This window comes from Bacteroides neonati (genome assembly GCF_000499785.1).
Taxonomy (GTDB): domain Bacteria; phylum Bacteroidota; class Bacteroidia; order Bacteroidales; family Bacteroidaceae; genus Bacteroides; species Bacteroides neonati.
Genome location: NZ_HG726031.1, coordinates 1 through 19,544 on the forward strand (window position 1 = coordinate 1; position 19,544 = coordinate 19,544).

General features: G+C 42.6%; 22 protein-coding genes. 20 read left to right on the top strand and 2 right to left on the bottom strand.

Features of this window, described 5'->3' with window-relative positions; all coding sequences use genetic code 11:
* The first annotated feature begins 152 nt into the window (after positions 1-152).
* The 9 genes from TY03_RS20940 to TY03_RS21670 all read left to right on the top strand — a co-directional run bounded on the left by TY03_RS20940 (position 153) and on the right by TY03_RS21670 (position 8,330).
* Positions 153-1,151: a hypothetical protein gene (locus TY03_RS20940; RefSeq protein ID WP_042370514.1), complete on the top strand. Its 999-nt coding sequence runs from the start codon at positions 153-155 to the stop codon at positions 1,149-1,151.
* 82 nt (positions 1,152-1,233) lie between these two features.
* The gene (locus TY03_RS20945) at positions 1,234-1,695 is read left to right on the top strand and encodes a DUF6633 family protein (RefSeq protein WP_042370516.1); all 462 of its coding nucleotides are present in this window, start codon (positions 1,234-1,236) and stop codon (positions 1,693-1,695) included.
* A 60-nt stretch (positions 1,696-1,755) separates the two neighbouring features.
* The gene (locus TY03_RS20950; protein WP_042370519.1) at positions 1,756-2,046 is read left to right on the top strand and encodes a hypothetical protein; all 291 of its coding nucleotides are present in this window, start codon (positions 1,756-1,758) and stop codon (positions 2,044-2,046) included.
* A gap of 91 nt (positions 2,047-2,137) precedes the next feature.
* A complete protein-coding gene (locus tag TY03_RS20955) occupies positions 2,138-2,383 on the top strand; it encodes a hypothetical protein (protein ID WP_148335747.1) in 246 nt (81 codons plus the stop codon).
* Positions 2,384-2,472: 89 nt separating this feature from the next.
* Complete coding sequence (locus TY03_RS20960) at positions 2,473-3,045, top strand: hypothetical protein (protein WP_042373661.1); 573 nt, start codon at positions 2,473-2,475, stop codon at positions 3,043-3,045.
* Between the two features lie 14 nt (positions 3,046-3,059).
* Positions 3,060-3,593: a terminase small subunit gene (locus TY03_RS20965; RefSeq protein WP_052332586.1), complete on the top strand. Its 534-nt coding sequence runs from the start codon at positions 3,060-3,062 to the stop codon at positions 3,591-3,593.
* On the top strand, positions 3,583-5,013 hold the full coding sequence (terL, locus tag TY03_RS20970) for a phage terminase large subunit (protein WP_042373624.1): 1,431 nt from the start codon (positions 3,583-3,585) through the stop codon (positions 5,011-5,013). The genes TY03_RS20965 and terL overlap by 11 nt, the downstream gene beginning before the upstream one ends.
* 36 nt (positions 5,014-5,049) lie before the next feature.
* On the top strand, positions 5,050-6,531 hold the full coding sequence (locus TY03_RS20975) for a phage portal protein (RefSeq protein WP_042373626.1): 1,482 nt from the start codon (positions 5,050-5,052) through the stop codon (positions 6,529-6,531).
* A complete protein-coding gene (locus tag TY03_RS21670) occupies positions 6,531-8,330 on the top strand; it encodes a hypothetical protein (RefSeq protein ID WP_052332587.1) in 1,800 nt (599 codons plus the stop codon). The genes TY03_RS20975 and TY03_RS21670 overlap by 1 nt, the downstream gene beginning before the upstream one ends.
* Here TY03_RS21670 and TY03_RS20985 read toward each other — a convergent pair.
* Positions 8,317-8,544 carry a hypothetical protein gene (locus TY03_RS20985; RefSeq protein WP_042373629.1) on the bottom strand — a complete coding sequence of 76 codons (228 nt, stop codon included), beginning with the start codon at positions 8,542-8,544 and terminating at the stop codon, positions 8,317-8,319. The two genes, TY03_RS21670 and TY03_RS20985, sit on opposite strands and share 14 nt — an antisense overlap.
* A gap of 106 nt (positions 8,545-8,650) precedes the next feature.
* On the opposite strand from TY03_RS20985, the gene TY03_RS20990 reads away from it, so the two are divergent.
* The 10 genes from TY03_RS20990 (at position 8,651) to TY03_RS21035 (ending at position 14,148) form a co-directional block, all read left to right on the top strand.
* Entirely contained in the window at positions 8,651-9,319 is a 669-nt protein-coding gene (locus TY03_RS20990) for a hypothetical protein (protein WP_042373631.1), read from the top strand.
* Between the two features lie 19 nt (positions 9,320-9,338).
* Complete coding sequence (locus TY03_RS20995; protein ID WP_042373633.1) at positions 9,339-9,923, top strand: hypothetical protein; 585 nt, start codon at positions 9,339-9,341, stop codon at positions 9,921-9,923.
* A gap of 19 nt (positions 9,924-9,942) precedes the next feature.
* On the top strand, positions 9,943-11,058 hold the full coding sequence (locus TY03_RS21000; protein ID WP_042373635.1) for a major capsid protein: 1,116 nt from the start codon (positions 9,943-9,945) through the stop codon (positions 11,056-11,058).
* An 11-nt stretch (positions 11,059-11,069) separates the two neighbouring features.
* Entirely contained in the window at positions 11,070-11,402 is a 333-nt protein-coding gene (locus TY03_RS21005; RefSeq protein WP_042373637.1) for a hypothetical protein, read from the top strand.
* Positions 11,396-11,698, top strand: coding sequence for a hypothetical protein (locus tag TY03_RS21010; RefSeq protein ID WP_042373639.1), 303 nt, complete (start codon positions 11,396-11,398; stop codon positions 11,696-11,698). Before TY03_RS21005 ends, TY03_RS21010 begins: the two co-directional genes overlap by 7 nt.
* Positions 11,695-12,165 carry an HK97 gp10 family phage protein gene (locus tag TY03_RS21015; RefSeq protein ID WP_042373641.1) on the top strand — a complete coding sequence of 157 codons (471 nt, stop codon included), beginning with the start codon at positions 11,695-11,697 and terminating at the stop codon, positions 12,163-12,165. Before TY03_RS21010 ends, TY03_RS21015 begins: the two co-directional genes overlap by 4 nt.
* Positions 12,155-12,541, top strand: a complete 387-nt coding sequence (locus TY03_RS21020; RefSeq protein ID WP_042373666.1) for a hypothetical protein — start codon at positions 12,155-12,157, stop codon at positions 12,539-12,541. Before TY03_RS21015 ends, TY03_RS21020 begins: the two co-directional genes overlap by 11 nt.
* A gap of 4 nt (positions 12,542-12,545) precedes the next feature.
* Positions 12,546-13,343, top strand: a complete 798-nt coding sequence (locus TY03_RS21025) for a hypothetical protein (RefSeq protein ID WP_052332589.1) — start codon at positions 12,546-12,548, stop codon at positions 13,341-13,343.
* A gap of 62 nt (positions 13,344-13,405) precedes the next feature.
* Positions 13,406-13,933 carry a hypothetical protein gene (locus tag TY03_RS21030; RefSeq protein ID WP_042373643.1) on the top strand — a complete coding sequence of 176 codons (528 nt, stop codon included), beginning with the start codon at positions 13,406-13,408 and terminating at the stop codon, positions 13,931-13,933.
* A 5-nt stretch (positions 13,934-13,938) separates the two neighbouring features.
* A complete protein-coding gene (locus TY03_RS21035; RefSeq protein WP_042373670.1) occupies positions 13,939-14,148 on the top strand; it encodes a hypothetical protein in 210 nt (69 codons plus the stop codon).
* 53 nt (positions 14,149-14,201) lie between these two features.
* Here TY03_RS21035 and TY03_RS21040 read toward each other — a convergent pair whose 3' ends face one another.
* Positions 14,202-14,531: a hypothetical protein gene (locus tag TY03_RS21040; protein WP_042373645.1), complete on the bottom strand. Its 330-nt coding sequence runs from the start codon at positions 14,529-14,531 to the stop codon at positions 14,202-14,204.
* 161 nt (positions 14,532-14,692) lie between these two features.
* Between TY03_RS21040 and TY03_RS21045 the strand changes: the two genes are divergently transcribed.
* A complete protein-coding gene (locus TY03_RS21045; RefSeq protein ID WP_042373647.1) occupies positions 14,693-19,543 on the top strand; it encodes a phage tail tape measure protein in 4,851 nt (1,616 codons plus the stop codon).
* The last annotated feature ends 1 nt before the right edge of the window (position 19,544 follow it).

Consider the following 19,544-nt stretch of genomic DNA (forward strand, 5'->3'; position numbering starts at 1 on the left):
TACCGCATTAAGTGCCGTACAATCAAAACACGGTTGCAATAAATGCTTCTTCGACAAAGGAAAGGGTGCCAAGAGTGCCCTATGAGCCATAGTTGTATGGGGCATTTGCGTCCCGATGGAACACCGGTGATTTTCATCGCAAAATAGGATGTATGGAAAGAAGTGACGGATTTATAATGTTGAGCCGTAAATTATTCAGTAGCGACATGTGGGAGACACCTCGGACTTATAGTAGTTGCGAAGCGTGGATAGACTTAATACAGTCAGCACGATTTGAAGCAACACCGCTTACAGCGAGTATCGGTGGTCGTGAGATAACATACGGACGCGGACAATATCCTGCTTCTATTCGTTTTCTGGCAACTAGGTGGAAGTGGACGGAAAAGCAGGTTCGTTTATTTCTAGACAGACTAAAGAAACAAGGGCGTATTACGACCGAATGCAAACAGGGGATGAATGTGGTAACTCTCTGTAAATATGAAGAGTATAACTCATGTAGTAGTACCGTTGGCACAGCAAAAGACACAGCAAAGGGCACAGATACCGAATTGATATTTAAAGAGTTAGAGAACATAAAGGCACAACTAACGGCACAGCAAAGGGCACAGGATGGGCACAGCGAGGGCACAAAGAAGAATAAAGCTAAAACAGAGAAAAAGAAAGATATAATATTATCTAGCGATAATATTTCTGATAACTCTAACGAGTTACCAGTCATAGTACCTCCGCCGGCCTGTTCGATTCCTTTTGGAAAAATCGTTGATATGTGGAATTCTACCTGTACGGGATATCGTCGGGTAATGAAGTTAAGCGATGTTCGCAAAAATAAAGTTCGTATTCGTATAGACGAAATGGGAGGTATTGATAAAGCCATTCCGATACTTCAGTGTCTATTTGAGAAGATGCAGGAAAGTAATTTCCTTCGAGGTGAAAGTTCCAGGGGATTTAAAGCCGATTTTGATTGGGTGTTTACTAATGGCGCAAACTGGATCAAGATATTCGAAGGTAAGTATGATAACAAAAAAGAATTAAATAACAATGGGACAAGTCACAGCAATGTCGGCGCTAGTGCCGAAAGCGATAAAGAGAGCAGAGATAGAGCGTTTGCAGAGCACATTGCATCCAAGTTGGGCGGCGGAGATACGAGATAGATACGAGTCTCCCGAAAACTTTCTAAAGCTGTTTAACCCCGGCATGCAGTCGAAGTATTGCCGATATGTTTCTAGGTGTTTCATGGGTGATGCCCCGGTACTATCCCGACTGCGTATTGCTTATTCTGATAGCCTCGTAGAGTCTTGGCTGGAAATTCAGTTATACGACCTTGCCGAATTTTCCGGGTGTAAAGAAAAGCAGTCCGAAGCACAACGGCAAGAGACAGCAAGACTGATAATAACCAACTTTCACTACCTGAAAGTAACAGAGTTGATGTATTTTTTTCAGCTGTTTAAATCTGGCACGTTTGGTAAGTTCTACGGTGTTGTCGATGGTTTGGCTATAATGGAGTCGCTACGTAAGTTCTTGTCTATCCGTTTAGACGAAATCACTAAGGCAGAGCGTGAAAGGTTAGATGCCGAAAAGGCTGAACGTATGGCTACATGGGCGAAAGAAGCGATAACAAGGGAAGAGTATGAAGAACTTAAATGGTTGTTCAATATGGGATATGAAAAGGGTGTCCACGTGAAGTCATTTAAGTAAATACAATAACCAACTGTTCGGAAATACCGAGTGGTTTAAATCAAATAAAAAAATAGATACATGAAAATAAGATTAGCAGAAAAGATTCTTTATGTTACCTCTATATTTGGAAACTGGGACAGCAATTATCAGCCGTATTCTGTTCCACAACAACAGAAAGCATTGAAGGTGCTGAAGGTTCCAATGAATATCAGGAAATCGATGTTAGAGTACGGGGTATATGGGAAAATTCCAACCGAATACAGGGGATACAGTCCTATTCAGGTGTCACAGGCGATGTTGAAACATAAGATGAACCCTGGGAATATAAAGGAGTATCGCAGGTGTATGAGACAGCTTTTGGATAAATAATCATCTCAAGCCATCCCGGCGCCACATACTGCGTAAGCTGGCTAACGAGGCTGCGCCCTTGTGGTACGGGGTGGTTCAAATCTAAACAAAAATGAGTAAAGATATTTTTAATATGTATTTCAAAGTGAAGATCAGTAACAATGAAGAAAGAGAAAAGGTCGTTAATCACCTGCGAGAAGCTGGCTTCTATTACCCTGACGATGATATTGACAAAAACGAAGTTGTCGGGTTACTAGTAGGTAATGCCTATATAGGTGAAATGCTATTTGATTATTCTATTGATGATAGCCCCAGCGAGGAATATACGGTAGAAGAGGTTTTAAATATGATTTTTTAGATAAGCCAATAAAAAAGGCAGTACAGTTTCCCATACCACCGATTTGTATATTCTTCTTGGCGGAACAAATATACAAAAAGATAAGATTTATGGCAAGTGAAGAGGTAAATAATTACATAACAAAACGCTACAGTAAGTGGCTTGACTACTCGTCTTATCAATGCACCCGTGCAGGTATTCCCAATGAATCATTGGATGTGTTAAATGAAACCCTTATGTCCATTCTTCAAAAACCACCCGAATTATTATCAGAATTACTTGAGTCCAAAAAGAATGGGCACACCGCTCTTGATTACTTTATCCTGGCAATAATTAAACGAAATGCAACCTCTCCAACTTCGGAGTATCAGAACAGATACAGTCCTATCCCGGTGAATGATAATGTAGATTATAGCCAACTGGAAATAGAGGACCAACCGAATAGCCAAGAAGAACAGGAGGATATAAATGACATAATGCTTGATAAGTTTCACCGGGTTCGGGAAGCCTTTGATAGTTTAGGTTTATCCCCTTTAGCTAGTAGAGTGTTTGAATTTCATTTCTTCCAGGACGAAAGCTTCTTGGATTGGCCCGGTCCAGAGAGCAAAAAGTTATTATATGAAATTTACAACGGAGTGCGCGACCTCATTCGCAGGAAAATTTTCGGAGAAAGTATATTTTAAATAAAAGTACCCTTATGAAACTGACAGTAAAGCAGGAAAAGTTCTGCAATAAATATATTGAGTGTGGTAATGCGTCTCAAGCATACCGTTTTGCATACGGATGTAATAGTTGGATGGATAAGACTGTGTGGGAAAGAGCATCCACTTTGTTGAAGAGTAGCAAGGTAGCGACAAGGGTAAGCGAATTACAGGCTGAGATAAAGGCTAAAAGCGACATAACCAAAGAACGTGTACTCGACGAGCTATCCGCTATCTTAGATGCAAAGATTACTGACTATCTGGAATTTGACGGAACCACTATCAAGTTTAAGAACTTAGGTGATTTGACTGACCGTCAGATAAGGGCAGTTGAAAGCATCAAAGAGGGGAAGAATGGTATTGAACTGAAACTACACGGTAAGAACTGGTCGATAGACAGGATATGTAAAATGCTTGGGTTCGACGCCCCCGTTGTCATGGAGCAACGCTTAAATACAGGGTTTGAAGACGTGAAGGACGAAGACTTGAAAGAGAAACTAATGGCAATGATAAATACTAATGAGCAGTAACTACAACCCAGAAGCGCTAAAGCTATTCATAGAGTTGAAACGTCGTGAAGCACCCGATGACTTCTGGGCGTTCTGTTTATATTACGATCCGCTTTTCTTTGCGCGTCGACCATTTTTGAAGAACGTGGCTGATGCCTTCATGCGCGTTTATCGTTCTTATTCTGACAATGTGATATATCGACTCGCTGTAAGTATGCCACCTAGAGCAGGAAAAAGTTACATTTCGTCACTTTTTATCGCGTGGATGTTGGGTAAGTTCCCGCAGGAATCAGTTATGCGCAACTGCTGCTCAGGTCAGTTATACAATAAACTTTCGTACGATACGCGTAACATTCTCAAGAGCGGTCGCTATCAGGCAGTTTTCAACTGCGTACAGCTGATGCGTGATAAAAAGAATCTGGCCGGATGGAGCTTAGATCAGGCTAGGCAGGTTAGTTACTTCGGTGCTGGAGTTGGTGGTACTGTTATCGGCTTCGGGGCGTCTATGTTGGCTATGACAGATGACTTGTACAAGAGCCTGGAAGACGCCCTCTCAGATACCAATAATGACAAAGTATGGTCATGGAAGCAAGGTACACATGACTCGCGCATCGAAGGGTGTTGCTGTATGATTGATATCGGCACCCGCTGGTCGGCATCCGATGTGTTGGGCCGACTGGAAGAATCAGGCAAGTACAACGAGATTATTCGCATTCCCGCTTTGGACGAAAACGATAAATCTTTCTGCGAGGAGGTTCACACAACTGAATACTACCGCGAGCTCCGCACAGAGACAGATGAAAGTATTTGGTGTGCTGAGTATATGCAGGAACCCATCGAAGCCAAAGGGCTTTTATTTCCCAAATCAGAACTCATGCGATTCAAACGAGCAGATATCATCGGAAAGGGTGCAAGCGGCACCATCGGAGCGTGTGACGTTGCCGACAAGGGTGATGACTACTTTGCCGCACCATTCGGTGATATGTTCGGTGATAAGGTGTTTATTAAGGAAGTCGTATTTACCAAGGATGCCGTAGAGGTGACTGAGCCACGACTTGCACAAGCCATACTTGATACCGGTTGCGATCAGATGCGTATTGAGTCAAACAATGGCGGACGTATCTTTTCGCTCAATGTACGCAAGACTGTCAAGTTACATAAGGGTAAATGTGAGATTCAAGCCAGGCATACTTCGCAGAACAAAGAAACTCGGATTATTATGAAAGCCGGATGGATTAAGAAACACTGCGTTTTCTTAGAAGAAACGGAATATAAAAAAGGTTCAGACTACTGGTGGTTTATGAAGTTCCTAACCTCCTACAAACGGGAAGGTGACAACGCCCACGATGATGCTCCGGATTCTATGACCATACTAGCTGAGTTCGTCGCTACATTAGGTCTTAATGTTAAAAAAACGAAGCGTAAGGTCGGACGTGGGTAATTTGTCCGGACGTTTATACTTTAAAGGAAAAAGTATATGGCTAAAATAGAAGAAGTTTTATTAAACGAAGATTTTGGGAATGTGATCGGAAGTCTATGTGTAGATACAATGGATGACCGTGAGCCTAGAGAGTACTTGGATGAATACAATGGAAAACGAAACAGACGTCCAACCTCTGTGGGATTCAGGGAGCCGAAGAGGGTAGCCGTATATTCAGATACTGAAGTAGAAATAGACCCCGACACAGGCGAAGAGAAACCCAAAAGGTTGGAAGATAAAACAGTCCAAGTTTCCAAAATCATAACTAACATCCCCAAGAAGATTGTTCGTACATCAGTTGCTTTCTTGTTTGGTGGAAAAATGACTCTATCAGCGGATGATACCAATGAGGGGTTCAATGAGTTCAAGAAGGTCTATGAGAGAAAGCTAAAGATGCAGTCCGTACTGAGACGATTTGCGCGAATTGTCCTGTCTGAAACCAAAGCAGCGATTATATTCTATCCTGTAACAACTACACAGAATGGGAAAAAGGTAAGCGTGCTTAAGGTAAAAGTACTGTCCACGCCTAAAAGCGATAATGAAACTTGCGAGTTCTATCCTCATTTCGACGATGATGACGATATGGACGGCTTCATTCATAAGTATACAGCCGATATCAATGGACGAAGCTGCGAGTGTGTGAAGATATATACCAAAGATGTTATTCTCTCTGGGAAAAATGCAGGTAACGGTTGGGAAATCAGAAAGGATAAAAACTTCTTTGGGAAAATACCGGTTGTCTACGCTGAAGTAGATCGCCCTGAGTGGGAAGACGTGGCAGGACTGATAGACGCATATGAAGTGCGTTTGTCTCGCGTCTCAGATACGAACGACTATTTCGCAGAGCCCATACTCAAAACATATGGCTTATCCAATCTACCAAACAAAGAAACGGTTGGCAAGGAGCTCAACTTTTCTATGGAGGTTGATAGCGATACGGGAACGGCTTATCATGGTGATGCTGATTACTTGGCATGGCAACAGTCTATCGACTCAATCAAAGAAGAACTAAGCCGCGATAAGAACGAAATCTACTCTGGGTCTTCCACCCCCGATCTATCATTTGATAACCTAACCGGCATTGGTAATCTAAGTGGTGTGGCTCGTAAGTTTATGACAATTGACGCAACGATCAAAGCCAGTGAGAACATGGAGGTATTCGGACCGGTGGTACAGCGTACCATCTCTATCGTTGCATCCGGAATCGCTAATATCACCAACACTAAGATGTCTGCGCAGTTGCAAGATAATTATATTGAGGCAACATTCGGAACCATACTACCTGAAGATATTGCAGAAGAGTTACAGAATCTTGCTCTGGCGAATGGCAATAAGCCGTTCAATGCGCAACAGACTATTGTAGCACGCTCTCCTTATACCAAGGATGCCGAAGAGGAGATTCAACTACTCAAGCAGGAGGAAAAGGAGACGGCTCAGAATACTATGCTACCGGGAATGACACTTAATGTAGAAGAGTAATGGCGTCTTTATCCTTCCATGACAAACAGCACCTGCAAAGGGTATTGGCACAGCAGCAGAATATAACTGCTTTGTTCAATCGTTTTATTAGCACTATATCTCCTCATCTGAGAAAGTGGACCGATATAGGCAATGGCAGTGTCTGGTCACGCAATGGAGCTATAGAAAATATTATTGACAGAGAGCTGGCTAAACTAGAAATTGAATTAAAGAACAATATTTCCAGTTTCCAGACGGACGCATGGAAGAGGTCGGAGTTAAAGAATGACCAGATGATACGTGAGTACCTTAATGGTATGTCTATCCGATCACAGGTAAAAGAAGGATTGTTTGCTAGAAATACAGATGGCATGCGAGCCCTGCGAGGTCGTATTGATAAAGATATGAACTTATCTACAAGAGTATGGAACCTAGCAGACCAGACTAAAACACAACTGGAATTCTACCTTGGCAGCGGAATATCCATCGGACAGAGTGCTGCAAATATCAGTCAAGACATACGTCAGATACTCAATAACCCCGACGCTCGATTTCATCGAATCAGAAATGCAGAAGGGAAACTGGTAGAGTCAAAACCGATGATGAACTACAATCCCGGTCCCGGCGTATACAAATCGGCGTATAAGAATGCTCTGAGGGTAGCAGTCACAGAAACAAACATGGCTTATCGAAAGGCCGATAGCGATAGATGGCAAAAGCTAGACTTCGTCCTTGGATTCGAAGTAAAGCGATCGGGCAATAATAAGGGCGGTTGCGTTATCTGTGACGCAATGGCCGGAACCTATCCTAAAGAGTTTGTGTTCACCGGATGGCATCCGTTTTGCATATGTCTTGCTACCCCCATCTTAATGAATCACGACGAGTTCGCAGAGTATTTGCTAAATGACACCATCCCGATGGACCGGTATATAACAGAGATCCCGTCAAAAGCTGTCAGGTGTATGGAGCAGTACAAATATTCATTTACGCGTGCACCCTATCAGATGAAGCAGAATATGAAGATATTCGTAGATAGGGAAAAGGGCGAAAACACAGGTTCTGTCTCACACTTAGTAAAGGGAATCAAATCTCCAAACAAGGTATCAGACAAAGAGGTGAAAGCTATTCTTGCGGAGTTTGCATTGCGAAATAGTGATTTGTTCTATGGGAAGTTATCAGACATAGGTATTTCAAAAGGAAAGTATGCTATGATGAAAGTAGGTCGGTATTATGATTCTGACCACAGGTATATAAAAGCTATGGGTAATAAATTGGACATCCACAATTACGACTTTGAAGTAGCCAGTGGCATCTATTTCAACCCTCTCAAAGAAGTTAAAAGCGCGCTTTTGAGTATCCGCAATGAATCAGACCTTACATTTAACCAGGAGTATTCCCTGGAGTCTTTATGGCATGAGATACGCCATGCTGGAGCTAAGGGGTGGAAAGATAACAGAATGGCTGATAAATATAGCTCTGCGGCTATGGAAACTATCAATCAGTTTTGCGCAAGAAAAAGCTATGATCAGTTTATTGCCAAATTAGGGGGGAAAGCAGTTAATCAAGCGGATGTCTTATCGAAGGGGTATGGCTATGCTAATCGACTGGCAAATTTCAGAAGTGCATTGGAGCGTTATGGAGTATCCGATAATGACGCATATACCTACTTCAACAATATTATTCAGGAAGAACCCTACGAAAAAATAATAGATATTTTAGCAGACTTCTTTTCCCAAAAAGGAGCAGACGGAAAAAGCGTTGTTCTTGATTTGATGATGCCATCTAAAGAATTTAAAAAGAAATATTTCAAGGATGAGTGACCGTTCGGTAGAAATCAAGCTGATCCATGTAATCAACGCCTTTTAAATAATGTTCCACCATAACGCTATCATCCCGGAGCCAATAAAGTGCTGCTATATCCTGTTTGGACATAGATTCGCAATCGCCAATATGTTTTAAATAGGCGTCTTTTGACAAATGATGGATGCGCGCTTCCTCTTCTGTCGTTAGATTATGGTCGTATATTGTTTCCATTTTGCACAAAAATAAGTAATTAGTTTGGTTTAAAGTATGAAATTCCGGGAATTTTTTTTCAGGCTTTATACTTTAAAGGAAAAAGTATCATTAAATCAAAAACCGTATGACTATTTTAGAATTAATCAACGCCCAATGCCGAGTACTCGGAGTACCGGAAAAATATGCTGCCAAGATTCAGAAGCTTTTCAAGATTGAAAAGGATGAAGGTATCAGCGACTATGTTCAGATGTATAAAGACAACATCCTGCCGGATGTGCAAGCAGGTGAGTCAGCTCAGAGCGCTGTTCAGAAGGCCATTGCAGATTATGAAAAGAAACACAATTTGAAAGATGGTAAGATTATTGAGGCGAAGAAAGAAGACAAGGTTGATACAGATGCCTTATCTCCAGAAATTAAAGCTCTGATAGATGCTCAGAGTACGCAAATAGCCGCATTAACGACAGCGATTAAAGGTATTACCTCTACCATTTCAACCTCTCAAAAACAAGTCGAAGCTAAAGCTACGTTTGAGAATGCTAAGCTTCCTGCTAAATGGTTCGGACGCATTGATGTGAATTCCGAAACCCCTATCGAAGATCAGATCAAAGAGCTTGAAACAGAGTATGCGGAACTAAAACAGAGCATTATTAATGACGAGGTAGAGGCCGGAGACTATAAACCCCGTGCAGGAGCACCAAAGGATCGGACAGAAGCGGAATGGGCTAAATTTATGGACGGAGATGGCGGCAATGCGAAAGACAGTAGTGTTGCCAGTCTCGGATTGGATAACTAATAATTAAAATCGTGTAATTATGTTTAGAAAAAAAGAAAGTGAATTTCAGTATGCCCCCGGTATTGAGAAGATTATCGAGGACATTCAAGGCGGTGGAACCATCGCCAGAGCAGAGCTAAAGGGAGTCATTGACGAACTGCCGCCTTTGGTAATTGTTGGAAAAGACCCTAATGGGCTTTATCATGTCGTTAAAACAGCAAAAGTGACAGCCATTGTTTCCGATGCTTCGAAGAAAATTCAAGTAGCAAAAAACCATTTGCTCAAGGTTGGAGAGGCTGTAACTCTTGGCGGAGCACTCAAGGGTGCTTCCGACCTAATTACATCTATTGACAAAAGCAACGCTGGTTACGACGAAATTACCCTTGCCGGAACTATTGGCACCGCTGCTATTGGCGATGTATTGATTCTGGCCTCTGCTAAAGCCGATGCCGGTGCAGCTACATTTAAGTATGTACCAGAAGCAATCACTATGAATAAGGTAGATACCACTGTTGCCAACCAACAGTCTGGTCTCTTAGTCCGTGGTACCGTGAACGAGAAGGTAATGCCTTATTTGATTGACGTTGCAATCAAAGCGTTGCTTCCTCATATTCGTTTTACGTAATCTATTAATTTATTGATATATGGAAAGAAGTTTAATTAAACAAGTGAACCGTAAGAACATGGCGGCCCGATTGAATACCCGTAAGGTGAAACCGGTATATTTCCCCAATTTTTTCGGTGTAAAACAAAAGTCCTCTCTGAAATGGGAAACATTGACAGGTGAGAAGGGTGCTCCGGTAATCGCTGACGTTATCAGCTTCGACTCTTCTGCATCTCAGAAGAAGCGTGAAGTCATTGGTAAAATGTCCGGTGACATCCCTAAGACCGCAATCAAAAGAGGCATGAACGAAAGTGATTGGAACGAGTATCGCCAACTCAGTCGTGACTGTAACGGTGACGCTGATTTGCAAGCATTGCTCGATCTCTCTTTCAAGGATCAGGATTTCGTGTATAACGGTGTTCGTGGACGCTTCGAATGGTGGTGTATGCAACTGATGTCTAAGGCTGGTTTTGTGCTGAACTCAACGAACAATAACGGTATTGTTACCGAAGAGTTCGTCGGATGTGGTATGCCAAATGAGAATAAGAAGGTTTCTTCAGCAGACTGGAGCAACGCTACCACAGCTGACGGCTTGCAGGATATCGAAGACGTTATTGTTGCTGCTTCTGCTGACGGTGTTAGCCTTCAATATGTGGTGATGCGTACCTCGGAATTCTCACTGCTCAAAAAACAGAAAAGCACAATTGAAAAAGTAAAAGGATGGGTTAATCAGAAGGACAAATTGGTTATCACCAAGAAGGTGATTAACGAATATCTTGCTGCACAGGAAAAGCCTATCACCATCGTAACCCTTGATCCGTCTGTTCGCATCGAAGATGCTGCACACAACCGCACGACTGTTAACCCGTGGGAGGCTAAACGTATTTGCTTCTTGGAAGACCTAATGTGTGGTGATATCCAGCATGGCCCTATCGCCGCCGAATCCTCAGAAGAGTACAAGAAGAAGGCTACTACACTGAAAAAAGATTTCGTCTTTATCAGTAAATGGTCTGAACTTGAGCCATTCAAAGAGTGGACGAAAGCCGAAGCGAACGCCATCCCGGTTATCAATGACCCGGATGCGATGTACATTCTGAAAGCTGATGGCGCTGCTTGGGAAACCAATGAAGATACTGAAAAGACTGACGAGGACTAAAAATAATAACCATGGCTACAATACGCGAAACAATACTTTCTTATCCTTCACTGGATGATTGTGAGACCTACCTGGATAATGTTGTAATGGTGAAACGCCGCATAAATGGTGGAGATGAATGCACGCCCGACAATATCGGTCAGGCGATGTTGTGTGCTGCGGATCTGTATGCCATGGTTGTTAACTCAACGGACTTCTCAGAAGGAAAGCTTTCTATTACCCATCCCCGTAGTTGGTATATTCAGACAGCAAAAGGCCTGTATATAGAAGGCGGGGAGCCGGGTAAAGCTGCTAAGATCGGAAAGAGAATCATCGTAAAAGGAAAGGCAGGCAACAGATGGTAAGAAGATATCCACATACAGCTATTGTCACGGTAGAAGGCAAACCGCAACTGATAAACGGAAAGCGTGTAATTGCTGACTCCTACGACGTAGAGGTACACGGCAGATATGACTCTGACGGAAAAACAGTGAAAAAGAACGCACTAGGCGAAGAAATCATTATACAGGGAGTTTTCTATACGAAGGCAAACCCACCTATGGCATACACTCCGATGCGCATTCGAATTGATCCACTGGGTATCGACCAACCGATTGTTAGCTGGGAGCCTTTTCAAACACACTCAATCATCAGCATATGAACAACGGACTGACTCCTTTGTGGAATGAAGATGATCTGGGACGGTGGTTTGACATCTTTATTGACCGCACAGAAGAAAAAACGTATCAGTTATTGGCCAAGGCAGGTGAGGTGTTTGTGAAGTATGCCCGTGAGCATGGTGGGTATCGTGACCAGACCGGAAACCTCAGAAGTTCTATTGGGTACACGATCATTTGTGACAACGAGATACTGACAGAGAACTTTGAGCAAAGCGATACGGGTACAGACAGAACAACAGGATTGGGTAAGGCCCGTCAGCTTGCTATGCAGGTTGGTAGTAGTCACCCGACCGGATGGGCGCTTATCTGTGTTGCCGGAATGACTTATGCAGCTTCCGTTGAAGCTATGGGGAAGGATGTTATTACCAATGCGGCGACAGCTACGGAGGAGGACTTGAGAAAACAGATTCAGAAAGTATTTGATAAAGCAGATGATTATGGCAGATGAATTTGATGTACTGGATATCGTGACGGAGGCTGTTGAAAGTGCAGGTGCGGGGCTGACTGTTTATCAAGGCAATTCTGCCAAAGATGAAAAGCTGGAACACATCGTGGTAAACTATCTTCCATTCAGTGAGATGGTGCACGTTGGAAGGGTCAACGTAAATGTGAATATCTTCACTCCATTGTATGGAGATGGGCTTCCAAATATGGAACGGATGAAGGTCCTTAAACGAAAGATTAGAGGTGTACTGAGTGTTATTCCACATCCGCTTGGAGTGTATTTTGATTCTACCGTATTGTGGAGCGAACGATTGTACGATGTCAAAGAAGGTTTTGATTGTATAAATATTAGATTGGAAATAATAACAGAAAAAAATTAGAATTATGAAAAATGAAAGAAGTCTGGCCATCGGTATGGCCTATGTGGGTGTGGGTGTTTATCCGGGTACCGGTGTTCCTGCTGCAGCCTTTGAACAAATTACGGATATCCACGAAGGATCTGTAGTATTCAACTTTGCAGAGTTGACCCCTACAAAAATAATGATTGAAGGTACGGATGAACCACGCTGGATTGTAAATCGAAAAGGAGATGTGAGTAGTATCGAATTTGCAATACCATCACCAACCGTAAACGATATGATTATGTTTTGCGGAGGAACTAAAACCGGGGAAAAGTGGGAAGAACCTAACATTGCCCCTTCGATCAACATGAGCGTGAAAATGAGCACTGAACCATTTGAAGGAAAATACACAGAATATGTGATTGTCAATGGTTCCGTTTCAGCACGTATTTCACAAGCTCCGACAAAGACGGCTTCTGAGTTGTTGTTGGTCAAAATCAGCAAACAAATTGCAGTCGCAGCGGATGGAACACTGAAAACACCGTTTACCAGAGAGGTGAAGGATGTTGTCGCCACTCCTGTGACAGCTGTTACAATCAACGGAACACCTAAGGTAGGAACTGCTCTGTCTGCCGTACCTACGCCCACTCAAGCTACCGGAACATATCAGTGGATGAAGAAAACAGGCTCTGAGACGCCTGTTGACATAGCAGGTGCAACGAATCAGGTATATATTCCGACTTCAGGAGATACTGGCGCCAAAATATTGGTTAAGTTTATCGCTTCAGGATCATATTCGGGTACGGTGACTAGTACTGAAAGTGCGGTAGTAGTTGCCTAATAAGTAGGTAAAAAAGTAAAGCCCGACTGCGTGCCGGGCTTTTTACATTAAAAAGTAGTTTTATGGGAGTAAGGCAAATTATTAAAGTAGAGAGTGATACGATTGTTGGAAAGTCTGTCAGTATACCATTTGAGTTCAATAACAGGAAATCACTGCCAAAAGGGAAAGACCCGGGCAACAGCATTGTAATCCGTCCGCTAACAGTTAGAACATGGTTTACTATCCGTCCTCTATTGATTCAGATCGATAAAGAAGATTTTGCCAAACTGGTGAGTAAAGACGATGAGGTGAATTCCGATCTACCTGGATTGATGGATAAATACGCAGAGTTGCTACTGGATATCGTCTGTCTAGGTATACACAATAAACCAAGTGAGCCTCCAGTTTGGTTCCGGGAGGTGCTGATGGATAACAGCACGTGGGAGGATATACGTATTCTGGTCAATGCCATTATCTACCGGATTGGCTTCTTCCCTTTTTGCAACTCTATCACGACTCTTCAGAGCGTGAGTCCATGGACCGAGACGGAGATGATAGCCGCTCGACGAAACCTAACCAGTTGGCAGGATACAGCCAAGGGAGATACTTGATAACCGTGCATGAAGCACTCGGGCTGACTTATATGCAGATACTTGATAGTGGGGTGGCTGTTATTGAGACAATGATGCAGGAATACGCCTATATCTGCCATGAACGCAATAAAGCGATGAAAGGCGAAGATTCTGATAGTACTGAAGGAGATTGGATAGAAATTCCAGACTTTGACAGCGGAGGAATGAAACGGATAAAAAAAGGAAGCTTATAATTCCATTAGCGCACCTCGTTAAGTTGATGTGCGCTATTGAAGTATTTTGATGATTAGCTAAGCAGCCTAATTTCAGAGTCATCAAAATCCCCCTCAAATATTATTCCACTGTTGTCATAACATCTATATTTTCCATCTTTTATCTCTTTTATTATCAGTTTTTTTTCAGTCTTTACATTCTCAACAAGCGCCCCGATTTGAAAATCTTTACTACCTAACACTGGGTTTACATTGTTAGAATCTTGATTTTTAGAAAGATTTAAATATTTATTCTTTATCGCACGTATATCGTCTGTCATACCCCAAAGTTTGAAGAATAAAATGATTTGCAAGACTCCAAAAACAATAATAATGATTGAAACAAAATTTAAAAGACCTTCCATAGCAGTTGTTTTTTTAGTTAAACATTCCGCAAATGTAACCAGAAACCTAACAATTACAAAGAATATAAGGGTAATTCAAGAGATTATGTGCCCTAAATTTCAGAATTAGTAGCTACAGAAAGTAAAACTTACTTTGCTTTTATACTTTAAGAGAAAAGTATATGGGTATCGTAAATAAAGCAGGTGCCATGTATATGGCAACCGGTATAGATAATACCGGATTATACAAGGGCAAAAGGGAAGCTATGGGAATCATCAAAGCCATGGCCGGAGAAGTGACTTCGTTTGATGTATTCGGTGGAATTGGGATCAGTGCAGCGGCAACCTTTGCCAAAGCTGCCAAAGACGCATATACATTTGAGAAAGACTTCCAGAAAAGTATGTATGAAGTGGCGTCTATCTCAAGTACGATAAAAGGAAGTCTGACGGACTACATGAATAGTATTATGGATATGACTCGACAAATACCCGTGGCGGCTAACGATTCAGCGAAAGCCCTGTATCAAATTGTATCTGCCGGGCATGATGGTGCTAATGCTATGAAAATTCTCGAGGTATCAGCTAAAGCTGCTGTAGGTGGTGTAACAGATACGGCTACTGCAGCAGATGCAATCACTACAGTGCTGAACGCCTACAAGATGTCGGCAAGTGAAGCTGGTACAGTATCTGATATGCTGTTCATGACAGCCAAATTAGGTAAAACTACCATGGGGGAACTCGGGCAGACCATTGCTCAGGCAGCACCTATCGCCGCTTCTTATGGTGTTGGAATTGAGCAAGTATTGTCCGCTGTTGCTTCGCTCACCAAACAAGGTACACCAACAGCTCAGGCTATGACTCAGATACGTGCTTCTATCCTTGGAGTCTCCAAAGTACTTGGTGACGGTGCTTTTGATGGCCGCACCTATCAAGAAGCATTGGCAGAGGTTGCCAGTCGTGCCAATGGATCGGAGTCTGAACTTCGCAAATTAGTTCCTGAGGTTGAAGCAGTAAATGCAGTTCTTGGCATGACTGGTAACAATGCCACCGCTGCCGCCGCTGATTTAGGTCAGCTACAGAACTCACTTGGTGCTTCCGAAGCAGCCTTTAAGACAATGCAGACGAGCGCGGACAATCAATTAAAACTGCTGCAGAACAACCTAACTGCTGCACTCCGCCCGCTGGGGGATGATATACTGAAAGAAGTCTCAGAAGTCGCCCGGAAGATGAACGACGCTTTTAATAGTGGAGATATGCAAAACAGTCTTCAAACAGCAGAAACGTTGATTAAACTTGTCTCCGTGGCTTTCGTGGGGTACAAGGTCGCCACAATGGACGCTTTGAAAACAACCAACGCAGAAGCTACAGCAACGAAACTGATGGCTACGATAAAAGAGGCATATCATAAGGTGGTCGGTGATGGAATAGTGCAAAAGGAGACTGAACGTCTTTCACAAGAGGCATATATTGCTTCATTGGAAAGCTCAATTACGGCAGAGCAAAGGGCTATTCTGGAAAAACAAAACCTAAAGAAAGGAAGCAAAGAATATTCCGATGCCCTTTCGGATATTGCCACAAATGCGAAAATAAGTGCAGATCAGGAGGTTGAATCACTAAGCAAATCTCTAGGAAAAAATCGTGCTAGGATGTCCGCCGCCAAAGAACGTGTAGAGATGTCGAAAGAGGCTACAAAAGCAGCGAAAATAGAATTGGAGGCTGCTCTACAAGCAAATGACATTTCCGCTACGGAGGTCGCACAATCTAAAGTTATCGCTGCTGCAAAACGAGAAGAATCTGTCTCCAATGAGTTGAATACCATTAGTCGTAAAGTGAATAATCAAGAGAAACGACTTGGCATAGCACAAACAACGGCTGATTCGGCATCAACAGTACTTAACAATGCCACAACAGCGAGTAATACAGTAGCTACAACTATGAGCACCCGGGCACATGGCTTCCTTGCTGCTGCAAAGCTAAAAGCATCCATAGCCACACGTACTCTTACCACAGCCATCGCAGCTAATCCGATTGGGGCGATACTAACTGTTGTCTCACTAGCAGCTACCGCATGGCTTATGTTCAGCGGAAATACTGAGAAAGCGAAAACAAAACTTCAAGAATTTAGAGAGGAACAAGACAAGTTAAAGGAGTCGACTAGTAAATTATTAGATACCTTGTATGATACCAATGCAGCAGACCGAATCAGAATAGAAGCATTGGAGAGACTCAAAGAGATGTTTCCTGATCTATGGAAAGGTGTTACTTTGGCGACCCTTGCAGAAATAGATAGGAACAAAGCACTAAAGGCTCAAAATACCTTACTGGATGATAATAATACAAAATCATTAAAATCGCTTATGATCGCTAGTAAAATGCGACTCACTAAGCTGAAGGAAGAGAACGGAAAAGTTATTTTTAGAGATACAGAAGGAAACGAAACCAGACAGAATAATACAATGGCTATTACAAGGGAGCAAAAACAATTAGAAGAACTTGAAAAACAATACTATAATATTCAGTCTGCAAAGCAAAGACTTATAGATGAAAGCCTCCCTATAGATACCCGTATTTCAATTTATGAAAAGGAGTTGAAGAATTTACAAACTCAGATCGAAAAGGCAACAAATGCAAAGAAACAATTCTCTTTGACCGATTGGGGTAATATACCTAAGATTCCTTCTTTTGAAGATATGCCACAATTCACCAGTCAATTTGACATCCAACTATTGGAAAAGCAAGCAAAAGAAACGAAAGAGAAATTGGAAGCAGCTCGTAGATTAAAGGACCCGAAAAAGACTAAAACTATCACCCCTCCTACCGAAGACGAAAAACGAGAAGCCGAGAAAAGAAAAAATACGCTCGAAGACATTGCCAAAACAGTCTTAAGTGTTGAACTCAAGCTTCAGCAAGAGCGTGTTAATATCATGGCTGATGGGCGTGAGAAAGCACTGTCTGAGATTGAAGTAGATAAGAAAGCTCGTCTGCAAGCTATCGACGACGAAGAAAAGGAACTAAAGAAGAAATATGCTTCTGTTGGCCAAAGTATGCCGTCTGACCAGTCCGCCAATTTCACCCGACAACGAGAAGCTGTAAACGCCGACGCCGGGTATAAAACCGAAGCGGTAAATAAGGATTATGACCAGAAGGAAATTGACTTCCAGAAGGAACTGTCTTCCGTCTTCCTTACTGAAGAGGAGAAGCGTAAACAGTCTATCGTTGATCGTTACGACTCCCTACGGAAAATGAATCAAGAAGCTTATAATGGTGAGCTAAGAAACATTGAGTTAACAAAGACAGGTGAAGATGCTCAAGAAGCAAAAACAAAAGCCTCCGCTAAGTATATCGCTGTAATGGCTGGAATTACCAAAGCTCAGACCGTTGATGAGGGTAAGGGTAAGAAGGAGCAAATGGATGGTCTCATCGCCCAGTTAAATGATTACAAGAGCAAAGAATACACTCTCAATCAGGAATGGGATAAGAAAATCGCAGATGCGGCAGCTACCGGGAATGCAGACCTACAGCAACGCGTATTAAAAGGTAGGGATGAAGCGATGTCTGAGCTGAATGGGCAGATGCTTCAAAGGTCTGAGGAATGGCAGCAGCTATTCGGTGATCTGGATAATTTGACTGTTACTCAGATAGAAAACCTTATAGCGACAATTGAAAGCCAAATGAAAGACCTAAAGCTGAATCCTATAGATGCAAGGGTACTTACAAAATCATTGAATGAAGCTAAGCAGAGAATCATTTCCGAAAATCCATTCGCCGCTCTAGGCAATGCTTTTAGTGCGGTGTTTAGAGAAGGAGCCAAGGATTCAAAAGACTCCACTAAAAACATAAAGCAGAATTGGAAAGACCTTGCTAAGGCAACAGAAGGATCTTTTGAATTTATCAATGATGCCGTAAGTAGCTGCGGTGTACTTGGTGATCTTTTGGGAGAATCCGGAAAGCAAGTCATGGGGATGATTCAAGGCATTGCTACCGCCGGCATAGCGATGGCTACAGCTATCAAGACGGCGGAAGCAAGTAGTATTATCCTTGCTGCAATATCGTTAGCTCTACAGGCAGTAACAGCTTTGTTCGCCGTATTCAATGGAGACAACAAGAAAGAGAAGAAAATACAAAGTTTGCAAAAAAGCGTCGAAGAGCTTGACCGCGCCTACAACAAACTTGGGCGCACGATAGAGAATACTTATTCGAATCAAGTGTATTCACTGATGGATCAACAGGAGGCTAATCTCAGGAAGCAACAAGAGTTAATACGTCAGCAGATAAAAGAAGAAGAAAGCAAGAAGAAGTCGGATGGGGATAAGATACAGGAATGGAAAGACAAACTCATATCACTCGATAATGCTATAGAGGACAGTAATCGGAAACAAATTGAGATGTGGGCAGGTACCGATATACAGTCCGCCATTGACGATTTTGCGGACGCCCTCGTAGAAGCTTACGCCCAAGGTGAGGATGGAGCGAAAGCAATGGGTGACACCACTAAAAAGGTACTAGCAAATGCCGTAAAAGAAGCATTGAAGAAGCAGATACTAGGCCAGGCCATACAGAGTGCCGTTACCCAATTAGGTAGGGATATGGAAGATGGCAAATTGTCGGATGCTGATAAAAGGCGATTTGAAGACACTGCTAATGCGGCTGGCGAGCGTTTTACCGAAGCCATGAAAATGTACGATGAACTATTTAAAGATACGGAGAATACAGTCAAAAATGGTGTAACTGGTCAGTTACAGGCAGCGATGACCGAAGGGACAGCGAGTCAGTTGGTTGGTTTGTGGAATATGACCTCCCTTGATGTACGGGCTTTGAGAGACATGACAGCAGAACATTTTCGGCAGGCTAAGCAGTATATGCTAAATGTCGAAAGCATTCTTGCCGAAACTAGGCAGATTAATGCAAATACATTGCGTACGGCAAATAATACCGACGGAATAGTGGATTCAATAGAGAGCGGGTTCACTCGCATGGGAAGAGAATTATCAGAAATAAAAAGTAATACAAAATCATATAACGGAAGAGGATAAT